Source organism: Streptosporangium sp. CA-115845 (genome assembly GCF_050943795.1).
Taxonomy (GTDB): Bacteria; Actinomycetota; Actinomycetes; order Streptosporangiales; family Streptosporangiaceae; genus Streptosporangium.
Map to the genome: position 1 here is coordinate 7,911,749 of NZ_CP191988.1, position 14,092 is coordinate 7,925,840.

Genomic DNA, 14,092 nt, shown 5'->3' on the forward strand with positions numbered 1-14,092 from the left:
GTCAGGGCAGGGGTGGTGTAAAAGGCCCTTCCCGTCGAAGGCGAAGCGCCGAAGGACGTCAACATCGCAGGGGCGTCATCGACCAGCGAGACCTTCGAGGATCGCGGACCTTACCGGCCTCGGCGAGCTCGATCCGCAGGTCCACGACCTCGGAGCCGGCCGAGCCCTGCACCCTTTTAGCCCTGCCTGAAAGGTATTGGCAGCCGGATGCCGGTCGGGGCAGACTCCGAAGCGCGCTCCTCCTCAAGGAAAGTCCACTATTCGAGGAACCGCGATTTTCAGTTGGCCGTACATAGAGAGGCCGATGAGACGGTCAAGTAGCTAGACATTCAAGGAAAGCCCCGGTCACCGGTAAGAGGTCATCCCACGCCATTTATATGGAACGGCGATTTCCGGAACAATCGCTCACGCCCCCGCATAGGGCAACAACCGAAATCCCGAAAAGAACCGCGTGGAACACGCTCACGATCCAGGGCGGCCGGGTAGCGCTCCGTGCGATGCTGCGCCTCGTTCGCGGTGAGGTCGGGCAACGGGATCAGCCGTACCCCCGCTGACTGCGATCGCGGGCGATCCGGGACGCGATCGCCGGTGAAGTCGTAGATCACGCGTTCGTCACTATGGATCCGCCGGCGGAAGCGCCGATGCATGCTGGAGGCATGTCTAAGGCGGCAGAAAGTTCTGCTCAGCCGCGGCGTGCGCGGATGTGGCGGATAGCGGTGATCGTCGCGATCCTACTGACGACGGTCTTGCTGGCGGTGGGGCTGGTCGGTTTCTTCGCCGATCCCCTGCAGGTGCCGGCGGGGCTGCTGCAGGTGCTCGATCAACGGGCCAGCGTGGTCAGCATGTTCATCGGTGCGGTCGGACTGATGGTCGCGGTGGCGGCGCTGCTGGTGCAGTTGCGCGCTGAACATGCGCGCGCCGACACCGCCGGGCCCGGTCTGCCGGAGAACCGGCCGTCGACATCCTCGATGCCCGCCGTCGGGGCGGCGGGGCCGCAGCCCGCCTCGGGTGGCGGACAGACGCGTACGTATAGCGGTGATCACATCGAGTTCCATGGCAACACCTTCACCAACGGAAAGGTCGTCGGTAAGTCGGTCGGCGCTGCCGAGCCTTCTCCACCGGACGTGGACGGACGATGACGGGCGCTGAAGGCGACCACATCGAGGTCCGGGACAACACTTTCATCGGCAGCAAGATGGTCGGTGCCGAATACCAGTACCACCAGCATCATCATTACCCGTCCAAGCCCCAGCCGGCCCACCCGGTGTGGGCCGCGCAGTCACGCCTGTCGGTGGCCCGCGTCAGCGGTCACGCCGGCCTCCCGGAACGGGGTGTGACCGCAGCCATGGGCGGTGGTTGCCTGGTGGGGCCGCTGGACGTGGTGACCTGCGCCCATGTGGTCAACGACGCGCTGGGCAGAGACGCGGAGTCCCCTCCCGACGAGCCGGTTCTCGTGGACTTCCCACTGCTCGGCGTCGAGCACGCACCCATCGAGGCGAAGGTCGTCTCCTGGTCCTATGAGCACGACGTGGCCGGGCTCCGTCTGGCCGAGCCGCCGCCCGCGGCCGCGCAGCCGACGCTGCTGCTGGTCGCGCACGACGTGTGGGGCCACGAGTTCAACGTCTTTGGTTTTCCCGACGACTACGACATGGGGACGTGGGCGTCAGGCCGCATTCTCGGTGTCACCGGTCAGGGGTGGTTACAGGTCGAGAACACACGTTCGGGCGGCCGCGTCATCGCGCCGGGGTTCGGCGGCGCGGCCGTGTGGGACACCCAGCACGGAGCGATGATCGGGATCGTCGTGGCCCACGACCCGCGGGTGGAGCACCGTACCGCCTTCGTCATCCCGGCCGAGTTGATCATCCGGGTGTGGCCCGAACTGGTGGACCGATCCCTGGCCGCCTCGCCGTACCGGGGGCTGGACGTTTTCGGGGAGAGCGACGCGGAGTTGTTCTTCGGCAGGGAGGAGGAGGCCAAGGCGCTGGCCGCCAAGACGCTGAGGGCGGGGCTCACCGCGGTGTTCGGCCCTTCCGGCTGTGGCAAGTCCTCGCTGCTGCAGGCGGGGGTACTACCGATCCTGCGCCGTGACACCGGCGTCCTGGCCCTGCCGGTACGTCCCACGCAGGGCGCCACACCGCTGACCGCCCTCGCCGTGGCGCTGCTGACCGAGCTGGAGCCGGAGCTGTCGGAGTCCGCCAGACTGGCGGAGGTCGCCGTGCTGGAGCCGGCGCTGCGAAACGGCGGGCTGGTGGAGACCGTAGGTCGGGTGCGCGCGCGGGCGGGCAGGGAACGGCTGGTGCTGCTGATCGACCAGTTCGAGGAGATCTACAGCGACCCGGCGGCCGCCGAGGAGTTCGTCAACGCGCTCCTGCCACTGCTGCGCACTCCCGGAGCGGCCACGCACGTGCTGCTGGTCCTGCGGGCGGACTTCATGACGTACCCGTTGGCGAACTCGGAGTTCGTCGAGCTGCTCCATGGCGCGCTGTATCCCGTGGGCCCGTTGAGCGAGGAGCGGCTGCACCACGCGATCGAGGGGCCGCTGGAGCGTACGGGCGTGCGGTTCGAACCCGGCCTGGTCCGGGACATCCTCAAGGACGTGGGCGACCAGCCGGGACGCATGCCGCTGGTGCAGTTCGCGCTGACGATGCTGTGGGAGCGGCGGCGTGGCGGCCTGCTCACCCAGGCCACCTATGACGAGATCGGCGGGGTGCACGGCGCGCTGGCGGGCTACGCGGAGAAGGTGTGGAACGAACGCCTGGCGCCGGACGATCACGAACGCGCCCGGAACCTCCTGCTCCAGCTCGTACGGCAGGCGCCGGGCCAGCCCCCGACCGGCGCGCTGTTACGCAGGTCCTCCACCGACGAGGAGACCTGGCGGCTGGGCCGGGAACTGGCCGACAGCCGACTGCTCGTCATCGCGGAAGGCCCACCGGGCGTGCAGACGCTGCGCCTGACCCACGAGTCGCTGATCGAAAACTGGGAGCGGCTACGTACGTGGGTCTACCGGGACGGGGAGTTCCGCACCTGGCACCACGAACTTCGCCAGGCCGCCGAACGCTGGCACGACCGTCAGGACCCCGCCGAGCTCCTGCGCGGCCCCCGGCTGGCGGAGGCGCTGAGGTGGGCCGACCACCGCGGCGGCGACCTGTCGGCGGCGGACCGGGAGTTCATCGCCGCGGGGAAGGAGGAGGAAGGGTCCGCCGAGCGCCGTCGCCGAAGGTCGGTGCTCCGTCTCAGAGCGTTGCTGGCCGCCGTTCTGGCGCTCCTGGCCGTCGCGACCTACGCCTACGTCCTGAGCAGGACCCAGCTCCGTACCCTGGCCGCTCAGACGCTGGCCACCCGGGCGGAGAGCGCCCACACCGCGCGTGATGTCGCGGTGCTGCACGCGCTGGCCGCCTACCGCAGCGACCCCGAGGAGCCGAGTGTCCTGCGCGCCCTGTTCGGCAAGTACGCCGACTACGCGGACGCCGAGCTGCTGCTGCCGGGTTCGGGAGCCACGTCCGAGCGTGTGATGGCGAGCGAGGACGGCTCGGTGGTCGTCCAGGAGGAGTCGCACGGCGTACGGGTCTGGCAGCCGGGCCGTGGGGACGTCACCGGCCGCCAACTCCCCTTCGCCGCGAAGGTGACCGGCAGTGTCCTGAACGTTCAGGGAGACCGGCTGGCCATTGCCACCTCGGGCGGCGTGATCGAACTGTGGGACCCCCGGGCGGCCCGCCTGGTCGATCGGGCGGAGACGCCGGGCATCGCCTCGGAGCCCCGGGTGCTGCTGGGGTTCGACGCCACCGGCAGACGGCTGCTGGTCCACGACCGGGCGGGGAACGCGGTCGTCGTCTGGGACGGGGAGCGCCACCGTGCCATCCGGCTGCCCGACCTCGGCGGCCGGGAGTTGAAAACCGTCGAGATGAGCGAGGACGACGTCGTGTCGGCCTACGCCGGTTCCTTGGAAAGCGGCGTGGACAACTGGCTGCTGGTCTCAAAAGGGGAGGACCGGTTCGGGCGTGGCTACACGTTGCCCGCCGCGCGGAAGCGCGGCACCGCGCTCGCGCACGACGGCCGGACGCTGGTGACCTGCAGGGACAGCGCCGACGGTATCCAGGTGACCACCTACGGCGTGCGTACCGGCAAGGTCCTGGCCAGGAGCCGTCTCCCGCACGTCGACTGCACGGACCACCCCGACCCCGGCAGGCTCAGCCACGGGGGCAGGCTGTTGCTCCTGCGGCACGCTCTGGTCGACCTCACCGCCCGCGAGATCGTCGGGGGACCCGCGGGAGCGTCGGTGTCCCCCGTGGCGACCGGCGCCGACGGCAGGTGGAGCATCTGGGACACGGGCCGCGGCGGGGTGTTCGAGGTGACGGCGGGCCACCGGCTCGTCACCAACCCGCACCGGGTGCTCGCGACGGCGGTGGTCGGCGACAAGTACGTGGTCACCGTGGACGACGACGACCGGCTGCGGGTGTGGAACGCGGAGAGCGGGCTGCTGCGGAGCGAGAGGCCCGCGCGCCTGCGGGAGGGTGCGGGTGAGCGGTCGCCGCTGGATGAGAACGCCGTCCGCGTCGTGCCGCTGCCCGGCCGCCAGGAGGTCGCGCTGGCGCGGGCCGACACGCGCGAGCTCGTCCTGCTGTCCGTACCGGACCTGCGACCGATCGGCTCGGCGACGCTACCCGCCCCGGCCGCGCCCCACCAGGGGAGTACGCCTTTCAGCCTGCACGCCACCCCTGGTGGCCGCGTCGTGGCCTTCGCCGGCGGGCTGGTGAGCCGATGGGAGAGCGTGCCGCTGCGTCTGGTGGGCCCCCCGCTGGACCTCAGCGGCCAGATGGCGCAGCTCTCCGCCGACGGTGACCCGGACACCATGAGCCTGCTGCCCGGCTACGACGGCACGGCCGCGCTGCTCGTGACGCGCGCCGCGCGGCGGGTGCAGCGCTACGACTTGACGCTCGGCAGGGTCACCCGCGACTACCTGCTGCCCGGCAGGGGCCCGAGCACCCCGGTGGCCGTGAGCGGCGACCTGGCCAGGCTGATCGTGCACAACGCGGACGACCGCAACGCCTTCACGCTCTGGAACCTCCCTTCCGGAGGCGACCCGGCGATCGGGCGGCTGACCGGCACCTACACCCAGGCCGACGCCTTCGACCTGTTCCGGCTGCGCCAGGCGCACGCAGATCTGGACTACAGCAGCGACTTCGTCACGTTCAGGCTCAACGACGCGCTCGGTCATCTGACGATGTTCACGGGGGGCCGCGGCCTGCTCTACCGGACGGGCACGACGCGCGTGCTGAGCACGGATCCCGACGAGTGGGCCCGCCGCCTGTGTGCGGTGTCGGGCGGGCGCCGGTTCGCAGCCGAGGAACTGTCCCAGCTCCCCGACGGCACGGCGGCCGACCCCTGCGAGTAGGACGAGGCTTCGGCGACCGGTCCAGAACAGCGGCCACGGCGATCCCACCAGAGTGCACATCTGATCGGCCTCGGCCGGGGCATCGGGTACGGCGTCGGCCGCCTGGGCGCCCCATCACCGCGTAGCGGCCCGGCTCGATCAAATCGACCCTGCAAGGTGCGGCACGCGCCACTCCTCTGACCAATGGTCCGGGTGTGTATCCTACGGCGCAGAATTCGACCTCGGTAAAGAGAACAGCACCTGGCAGGTCAGAATTCACCGCAAGGCTCTCAGCCACGAAGAGTTCACGCCAAACATCATCAGCTTGACTCTGCTCAAGCTCCAGTTCTGGCTGGACCACTGAACACCGATCCGAGGAGCGTTATGACCGGTTCCGGGCCGACGGGATGGTATGGCATCAGCGGGCGTGGCTGGGCTGATATCGAGGTGATCCGTGCCAGGCTGGGAGCGGGTGCCGACCCGAACTCGGGCGTCTACTCCTTCGGCGGCTACGACGGAAAGCCGTTGCACCTCGCGGCCGAATGGGGAACCCCTGAGTCGGTGACCGAGCTGGCGGGTCGCGTCGACGACGTCGACGCCGAGTATGACGACCGGACCGCCCTGTGGGTGGCCGTCTTCGCCCACCGCCTGGACAGCGCCCGCGTCCTGGTCGCCGCCGGAGCGGACCCGTGGCGGCCGATGATGGCCGGATGGTCTCCTGGACGGCTCGCCCTCGCCGGTCCGGCGCCCGACCTGTTCCCGGTCCCTGCGGGGCACCCCGGCCTGTCCCCCGCCGAGGCCGCGACGGTCGCGGAGGCGCGACGCCTGATCGCCGCGCTGGGGGAATTCGACGAAGAAGGCTTCAGCATGGCGTGCGTGGCGAACATCAGCGCAGCCGAGGCCGCGCGGCGGTTGGAGGCCCGCCCGGCCGATGACGCCGACATCGAGGCGGCCCTGGATGATCCGTGGTCCGACCCCGACGGCAACCTGGGGATCGTCGGGGTCACCGACGTTCCCGGCGGATGCGTCGTCACCCAGCCATGGGGATACGTCCCCTCCACCCCCGAAGTGACCCTGCCGCTGTCCGTGGGAACGGTCTGTCACAGCATGTTCGCCAACCCCAAGAGCGGCAGCCAAGGGGCCGTGAGCCGCGACGGCGTCCTTGAGGACTCGGACACGCATCCCGGCGGTGGCGACGCCGGGGGCCACCTGACGGCCGACGAGATTCTCGCCGAGTACCTCTACCAGGGCCAGGCCGAGGCCTATTGCTGCGCCGCGGCGGGACTGCGACCGCCCGACGCGCGAGCCGTCGTCGGCCCACCGGATCTGTGGTTGCGGCTGCCGGAACGAGACCGCTGAAGCCGTAAGGATCGCGTAGAACATCCGCGCCCCGCTCAGCCTCGGGAGAGGCCGAGAATGACCAACAGCGCGAACGAAAGCGACATATTCCTATCGAATCTGACGTGGATCACGAATCTCTCCAGGGAGTCGCTAGTGATGATCACGACGTTTGGTCCGGCTGAAATCATCGGCTGCCCGGGCAGCATGTCACCGGGGAACGGTGTGCCGGTGGGCTCACCGTCCGTCACCTCTGTCACAAGGAACCTGCTGCCTACATGGACGCTTGTCGAGTCAAGGGCACTGGCAAGAAGGGCAGCCGCAGCGATCGAACCTTTCTGCTGACAGGGGGAAGAGGAGGCTCTGGTGCGGGTTGTTTCGGAGCACCAGTACGTCATGAATGTGTCATCGGAACTGTCGTGTCTGCGCGGCAAGCACCGCAGCTCGGACGTCCGCAGGCAGTTCGACCACCACCATCTCCACACCGAAGTTCCTTCAAAGGCGAGCGTTATTCAGAGAATTCCCGTTTCTGTCGCTGCCGAGGACGGGGTTGACGGGCTCTTCCTCGGTGAAGATCCTGGGTTCGGCGGCTTTCATCGCTCGACCACTACGCGAGAGACGAGGCCTGTGACATGACAGGACGGCACCGTACGCTGACCTGGACGGTGGCTTTCACAGTCGGCCTGGTCGTTGCCGGGCTCGGCGGCTATTTCGCGGTGGCCGGGCTTGACGAGGCGGACAAGCTGGCCAGCGTGGTGGGCAGCCTGGCCGGCGTCATCGGTGTCGGGCTTTCCGTCTACGCGCTCACACTCGCACGACGCGTTCCCGAAACGTCGTCGGAGAACGCCGGTCCGGTATCCACTCCGAGCGGCGACACCGTGACGAACAACGTCAGCGGCACCGTGCACGGCCCCGTCTTCCAGGGGCTCGACTTCACCGGACCCATCACCCTTGGCTCCTCGCCGACCGATGCCACGGAAGGGACGTACCGGAAACCGGCCGAGGAACCACCAAGCGATCGGACCTGACGAGAGCTACGTAACCGGCGGAAAAACCGGACAAGCTCAGTCGGTCGCCAGATCAAGACAGTAGATATCCCAGAACGGCGGCACAACCCCTGGTATTGGGCCTTTTCTGCCGATCAGCTGCCAGCCCGAAGCCGCATAGAAAGCGTGCGCCTGGGTCGCGTCCGGCTGCACCGAAAGAACCGCGCGGGATTCCTGTCTGGGGCCGAGCAGCGAGTCGACCAGGCGACGGCCGACGCCTCTCCCCCGCCACCGTTCGCTCACCCCGATGTCGATCAGCGCGAAGGTCCGCCCGTCCCACTCCTGTGTGACGTCGGAGGGCACCGGGGTCGTGAAGTTCTCCCACCACCGGTGATCTGTCGGCAGACGATGTCCGTATGTGAAACCCACGACATCCGCACCGGACAGCGCGATGGAGATCCCGAAGGTGAGGTCTTCCCGGATCGTGGTCAGCATGTCCTCGTGCTCCTGCGACGCCCGCTCCCCGAAGACGAAGGGTGGCCGGAGGAAGATCTCGTCATGCAGTCTCCGAATGGCGAGATGACAGGAAACAGCCAGTTCTCTGCCGCCGGCGCGGAGGGAGACAGCCGGCCCTGTCATGAGCCGGAGTCGTTCAGCGGGCCGATCCTCGCCCAGAGGTCAGCGGCATCCGAATCGCCCAGATTCTCCAGGAGTGCAGCCGCTCTTCTGAAATAAGCTCGGGCCTCTCCCCGCTGCCCCATGCCCTGGTACGCCTCTCCGATACCGATCAGGGCCCGTGACTCGTTGAGCCTGTCCTCGAAGGTGCCGAACGTTGCCAGCGCGAGCTGATAACTGTCCCGCGACTCCTCGTACGAGCCCGACTCCTTCAGGGCCAGTCCGAAAGCACACCTGCCCCAGGCGAGGCTCCATCCGTCCTCGATCTCTGTGAACAGACCGAGCGCCACACGACAGTAGTCGGCCGCTTCGGTATGCATTCCGAGCGACCCGTAACATTTTCCAAGGCTGAGCCAGGCCATCCCCTCCCCTCTTTTCTCCCCAATCGCCTGGAAAACGTTGATCGCCTCCTGGGTCACCTCTATCGCCCGGTCCAATTGCCGACTCTCCTGGAGAACGGCCCCTATCTGCCGCAGTGAGAAGCCCTCAACCCAGCCGTCTCCCACCTCACGTCCTGCCTCAGCGCTGTTCTGGTAACACACGAGTGCTTCATCGAGGCGTCGGAGCAACCAGTTCGCATCACCGAGCCCCAAATAGTTACAGGCCTCTCCATATCGGTCACCGATCGACCTGGCGGCCTCCACCCCGACAGTGTGGATCTCACGCCAGTCCGACCAGTACGAACGGAGCTCGAAGAAGCCGTACATCACTGCCGGAAATCTCCACGCTATGTCGAACTGTTCGGTCTTCACGGCCATAGCCAGGGCGTCGAGCAGGTTGCCTCTCTCCCGCTCGAACCACTGCATGGCTCTGTCCACGTCATCGAACAGGAGAGGGGTGATCGACACGCCGTCAATGTCGATGGGAACGCTGTGAAATCCCGGCAGAATGACCCTGTGCCCGTTGTAGACACTCACGAGATACCAGAGAAGGCATCTTCTTACGGCTGCGATACGCACCGAAACGGTCTCTTCGGCATTCACCCGTTCAACGGCGTAAACCCGTAACAGATCGTGTAGAAGATACCTTTCCGGCGCCACGGGTTGTACCAGGTTACTGCTCGTAAGCGCGTCTATCAGCCGTCGCGTGGTCCTCTGGTCCGCTCCGATCAGGGCTGCTGCGGCCGCAACGCTGAATTCGGAACCCGGGTGCAGACCAAGGAACCTGAACATTCGCGCCAGGTCCGGATTGAGCGCCTTGTACGACCACGAGAACACTGCCCGCACATCACTTAGCTCGTCATCCTCGATCCCCAGTGCGTCGAGCCTGGCGTGCTCGTCCGCGAGTTCCATCGCGAATTCCGCCATACTGGTGTATGGATGACTTGTTATGCGTTCGGCTATTATGCGCAACGCCAATGGAAGATAGGCGCACTGTGCTGCCAGCTTCTCCGCGGCACCCCGCTCCGCATCTATCCGTTCTGCTCCCACTATGTTCCTGAGCAGTTCCAGCGATTCAGCCGGCGAGAGAGCATCTATGACCATACGTACCGCACCCTCTCGAACAACAAGTCCTTGTAGCGTGTTGCGACTGGTCACGAGTGTTGTACACGTCGGAGAGCCGGGCAGGAGATTCCTCACCTGCTCGACGGACAACGCGTTGTCGATGACCACCAGAACACGCTTGCCGTTCAACACGGAGCGGTATGTCGCCGCCCGCTCCTCGGAGTCCGTGGGGATCCGGTCCGGAGTGACGTTCAGCGCACGCAGAAAGGAGTCGAGGGCCTGGCCGACGCTCACCGCGGGACCCGGACCGTATCCCCTCATGTTGATGTAGAGGTCTCCGTCCGGGTAGTGGTGGCGCACGCGGTGGGCCCAGTGGACCGCCAGGGCGGTCTTACCGATCCCCGGTGTCCCCGCGATCGCCGAGATGACGGCCGACGCGCCCGCCCGCCGGCCGCTCTCCGGTGAGTCGCATGGCAGGAGGGCGTCCAACCTGGCCATCTGTTCTTCTCGGTTGACGAACTGGGTGACATCCATGGGCAGTTGGCGAGGCCCGGGGAATATCCCCCGCACCGCCGGACCAACATGGATGCCACCGTGTACGGTCCCCGCCTGTACTGCCGCCCCCGCCTCACCACTGATCTCGTTGTGCGTGGTGCCCGGCACCTGCCCGTCCTTCAACCCGACTCCCACTGTCCGAAGACGACCAGCCACGGATCTCCGGCATACGGTGTGCGCCGCCCGTGGAGTGAAGGAAAAATCATCCCGGTCGAGAGCACTCACATTTCCGTCGCCCGAGCATCAGGTCGTCGTAACCTGCCGCATATTCCAAGAACGGAACGGACAGTCCGACGGCCTGGTCACGCCAGTAGTTCGCCTCCACGATCCTTCGTGGATCCTCGATCAGCTCCGCGGAGAGAAAGGCCCCCTCCGGGGTGTAGTTCATGATGAGCAGCCGGGTGGAGTCGAAGAGCCAGTAGTCGACTCTGGGCAGGCCCTCCGGCCACTCGTGCTCACCGACCGGGATGACCCTTACGTCCTCACCGGCCTTGACCGTATGCCGGTAGGACCACGCGCATTCGAAGCGAACATAATCCGACAGCGGCTCCACCAGCACATGAACACGGTGGAATCGCTTCCCTTCCCCGACTCCCGCCCTGACCATGTCGATCCAGCTCTCGATTCCCGGAAACAGGCCACGGGACTCGCCGACGAGAAACCGATCAAACGCCTCCTGCTCGTACGAGACGTCATAGATCTGCAGGGTTTCCAGGCGATAGGCCGTATGATGAAAATCAGTGAAAAGGCTGTTGAATCGGGGGTCGTTCAGTGATAGGAATTTTGTGACCGGCACGACTTCGCCGTCACCGGTCGGCCTGGTAGCGCCGAATCGCACCGAGGATGACTTCCGGGTCGATTCGCACAGCGGTTTCACCGGGCAGCAAGTTCGCGAGCTCTCCCATTGTGGCCTCGTCCACCTGGACACCCTGCACGACCATCTCGCCGCTGTCCGCTAAGTAGACACTGGGACAACCCTGCCCCCCAGAGTTGGAATCCTTGCAGAGCATGGTCAGCTTCACGACCACTCCTCTTCTCACCACTCCCGTGGCAGCTATATGCAAATTGAACGAAAAATAACACAGCAATCACGAAAGGTCAACGACGAAACGGACCTTGATGCGGTTCATTTAAGAGCGACCTTAACGTAAATTGATGCCACTTGTATCGAGATCTTCCGGTCAATGGAATCTCGCGATCTCTAGAACTTTGTCCTGTTTACATATTCGATGTCCCGATTCGGTGCATCGGCAGCACACATTGAGAGCGCGATGTTTTCATCCTCGGCGAGCACTGCAACGCCTCCGCGTAGGACGGGGAACGAACCGACATCCGGTCGAAAACCAATTCGATAAAGGGCGGACACAGCCTTACAAGGGCACGCCCCTGGTGATGTCGACCGCCGACGGCACAAGCGTGGTCGGCGAGCACAGAACAGGTGCGACCGCCTCACGGCGAGGTAGGAAACCCTGCCGTGCGCTGTTCTGGTCCCGCTCCGGTGACCTCTATACGGTCCTGGCATGGGCGCTACGCGCTGGACCTGGGTCAACGGCCATTACCGAAACCAGAACGGCAAGAGGGTCTGGGTGCGCGGGCATCCACGCCGGCTGTCCGGCGGTCCGGGTGCCGACGAGGTCGGTGTGGGCCTGGTGGCAGTCGTCGGGTTCATCCTCGTGCTCGCGGCCATGCTCCCGACGAGCAGCGGCCCACCTCCTGAGCCGCGTGAACCGATACCGGCGACCTCGCTCCCCGCCGGCCTTCCCGAGACGGAGCCACCACCCGAACCGATCGAGAGCGCCCCTCCCCCGGAGCCTACGGAGAACGAGATCCCTCCAGAACCGACGGGTACCGGTTGGCCATAGACGTGCGGGTTCAGATCACCGCTCGCTATCCGGTGGGCTTCAGCCGCTCCTGCCATATGGCTGCCGATCGGCGCGATCTCCAATAGCTGTTGGACAGGAGCGACGGCCCAACTATGGTGAGTGGCGCGTGGTCGAGTACGAACCGCGAAGTGAGGCCGGGCTTCCCGCCGCATGACGGGCACCCGGCCATCGCGTTCTGATCACTCCCTTCGCACCTGTCGGCGAAACCGACCGCCGGCCCGCCAGGGAGGCCGACGCGACGTGGATCATCCTGCTCAACGAACTTGTTTAGCCTGTCTCAGCGGCGATGGGCCGGGTGCGGAGTCGTGCGCGTCGCGGGCTTCGAGGAGCGCGGGAAGATGCTCCCCGCTCCAGGCGCGTGCGGCCGCGATGAGGGTCAGCAGGCTGCGCCCCAGTGCGGTCAGCTCGTACTCGACCCGGGGCGGGTTCTCGTCGTACGCGGTGCGGGTGACCAGACCGTCGCGCTCCATCGCCCGCAGGGTCTGGGTGAGCACTTTCGGGGTGACGCCGCGCAGCGGTCCCCGCAGTTCGTTGAACCGCCGCCGGCCGCCTTCGAGACAGAGCACGACCATCGCGGTCCACTTGTCGCCGATCCGTATCGGCATGGCGCTGGACGGGCACACGGGGTCGAACATCTGCGGGTCCAGGGGTTCGACCATGAACGCGAGGCTATCCCAGTATCTTTGAGGTAACCAGTATCCCCTGGATACCGTTCTGTCCGGCGGCGACCTACGCGGCCGGATTGGAGCGACATGAGCGGCATCGTCATCTTCGGGGCGGGAGGCCGGGCGGGGCGGGCGATCACGGCTGAGGCACGTGGGCGCGGGCATCACGTCACGGCCGTGGTCCGGGATCCGGACAGGTACCGCGACATTCAGGCGGACGGCGTCCGGGTGGTGCGGGGCGACGTCACGGACGTGGCGGCGATCTCCTCGATCGTGCTCGGCCATGATGCCGCGGTTCAGGCGGTGAGCCCGTTCTCCGGCCCGGAGCAGGGCTTCGCCGGCCTCGACCCGCAGTTCTTCGTCAAGGCGGCCGACGCCCTGCTGCACGGTCTGGCGGAAGCGCGCGTGCCCAGGCTCGTTCTGGTCGGACTGTTCGCGAACCTCCGCGACGCCTGCGGGCATCCGGTGATGGACGACCCTTCGGTCTTCCCGGCTGAGATCCGGCCGTTCGCCATCGCGCACACGGCCGGTCTGGACCGGCTCCGGGCGGCTGGGCACACCGCGGTCGACTGGCTCATGCTGACCCCGCCCGCGCTGCTGGAATCGACGGGCCCCAGAACCGGCCGCTACCGGATCGGAGGAGAGACCGTGCCGCAATCGGCATCCGCGCAGCTGTCCTATGCGGACCTCGCGGTGGCGGTGATCGACGAAATCGACACGCCACGGCACCACCGCACCCGCGTCTCCATCTTCGACTGAGCCGGATACGCCGTGTGCCATCCGGACCTCTCGCGACGAGGCCACCCGTACGACACCTGGCCGGCCGGGCACCTCAACGCCGCCACCGACCGCTCACGTACTCCAGATAGTCGGTGACGATCTCCCGGATGACATGTCGGCCCGTCCGAGCCTTGAGAAGTCCCACAGCACGTCGATGCTGTCCGTCGCCGGCTCGGAAACGAGTCTGAGGTGGCTTTTCAGCAGCACGGCCGGCACATCGACGTCGCGGACAGCCAGGTCACGGCTGTCGCCTTTCGCATCGGTCCACACGCCCTCGGCGAGGTTGAGCCGCTTCACATGGCTGCCGACTGGCGCGATATCCGATAGCGATCGACAGGAGCGACGACCCAACTACAATAGGTAGTGCGCGGTCGAGTACGAACCGCGTGGTCAC

The 14,092-nt window shown here is 66.7% G+C and carries 11 protein-coding genes; 5 read left to right on the forward strand and 6 right to left on the reverse strand.

What is annotated here, in order from left to right; all coding sequences use genetic code 11:
- The first annotated feature begins 716 nt into the window (after positions 1–716).
- From ACQP0P_RS37995 to ACQP0P_RS38010, 4 genes are all read left to right on the forward strand, one after another.
- On the forward strand, positions 717–1,139 hold the full coding sequence (locus ACQP0P_RS37995) for a hypothetical protein (RefSeq protein WP_433364989.1): 423 nt from the start codon (positions 717–719) through the stop codon (positions 1,137–1,139).
- Positions 1,136–5,392, forward strand: coding sequence for a trypsin-like peptidase domain-containing protein (locus ACQP0P_RS38000; protein ID WP_433364992.1), 4,257 nt, complete (start codon positions 1,136–1,138; stop codon positions 5,390–5,392). Before ACQP0P_RS37995 ends, ACQP0P_RS38000 begins: the two co-directional genes overlap by 4 nt.
- Positions 5,393–5,755: 363 nt before the next feature.
- The gene (locus tag ACQP0P_RS38005; RefSeq protein WP_433364995.1) at positions 5,756–6,730 is read left to right on the forward strand and encodes an ankyrin repeat domain-containing protein; all 975 of its coding nucleotides are present in this window, start codon (positions 5,756–5,758) and stop codon (positions 6,728–6,730) included.
- A 644-nt stretch (positions 6,731–7,374) separates the two neighbouring features.
- Positions 7,375–7,737 carry a hypothetical protein gene (locus ACQP0P_RS38010; protein ID WP_433364998.1) on the forward strand — a complete coding sequence of 121 codons (363 nt, stop codon included), beginning with the start codon at positions 7,375–7,377 and terminating at the stop codon, positions 7,735–7,737.
- 36 nt (positions 7,738–7,773) lie between these two features.
- Here the strand turns inward: ACQP0P_RS38010 and ACQP0P_RS38015 are convergent, their stop codons facing one another.
- The 5 genes from ACQP0P_RS38015 to ACQP0P_RS38035 all read right to left on the reverse strand — a co-directional run bounded on the left by ACQP0P_RS38015 (position 7,774) and on the right by ACQP0P_RS38035 (position 12,912).
- Positions 7,774–8,190: a GNAT family N-acetyltransferase gene (locus ACQP0P_RS38015; RefSeq protein WP_433365001.1), complete on the reverse strand. Its 417-nt coding sequence runs from the start codon at positions 8,188–8,190 to the stop codon at positions 7,774–7,776.
- A gap of 140 nt (positions 8,191–8,330) precedes the next feature.
- Positions 8,331–10,349, reverse strand: a complete 2,019-nt coding sequence (locus tag ACQP0P_RS38020) for an ATP-binding protein (RefSeq protein WP_433365004.1) — start codon at positions 10,347–10,349, stop codon at positions 8,331–8,333.
- A 223-nt stretch (positions 10,350–10,572) separates the two neighbouring features.
- Complete coding sequence (locus ACQP0P_RS38025) at positions 10,573–11,166, reverse strand: DUF6879 family protein (RefSeq protein WP_433365007.1); 594 nt, start codon at positions 11,164–11,166, stop codon at positions 10,573–10,575.
- A gap of 10 nt (positions 11,167–11,176) precedes the next feature.
- Positions 11,177–11,392: a hypothetical protein gene (locus ACQP0P_RS38030; protein ID WP_326643550.1), complete on the reverse strand. Its 216-nt coding sequence runs from the start codon at positions 11,390–11,392 to the stop codon at positions 11,177–11,179.
- 1,115 nt (positions 11,393–12,507) lie between these two features.
- The gene (locus tag ACQP0P_RS38035) at positions 12,508–12,912 is read right to left on the reverse strand and encodes a winged helix-turn-helix transcriptional regulator (RefSeq protein WP_433365010.1); all 405 of its coding nucleotides are present in this window, start codon (positions 12,910–12,912) and stop codon (positions 12,508–12,510) included.
- Between the two features lie 93 nt (positions 12,913–13,005).
- Here ACQP0P_RS38035 and ACQP0P_RS38040 point away from each other — a divergent pair, with 93 nt between their 5' ends.
- A complete protein-coding gene (locus ACQP0P_RS38040; protein WP_433365013.1) occupies positions 13,006–13,677 on the forward strand; it encodes an NAD(P)-dependent oxidoreductase in 672 nt (223 codons plus the stop codon).
- A gap of 93 nt (positions 13,678–13,770) precedes the next feature.
- Here ACQP0P_RS38040 and ACQP0P_RS38045 read toward each other — a convergent pair whose 3' ends face one another.
- Positions 13,771–13,995 (reverse strand): hypothetical protein, encoded by a 225-nt coding sequence (locus tag ACQP0P_RS38045; RefSeq protein WP_433365015.1) that lies wholly within the window; start codon positions 13,993–13,995, stop codon positions 13,771–13,773.
- Positions 13,996–14,092: the final 97 nt, after the last annotated feature.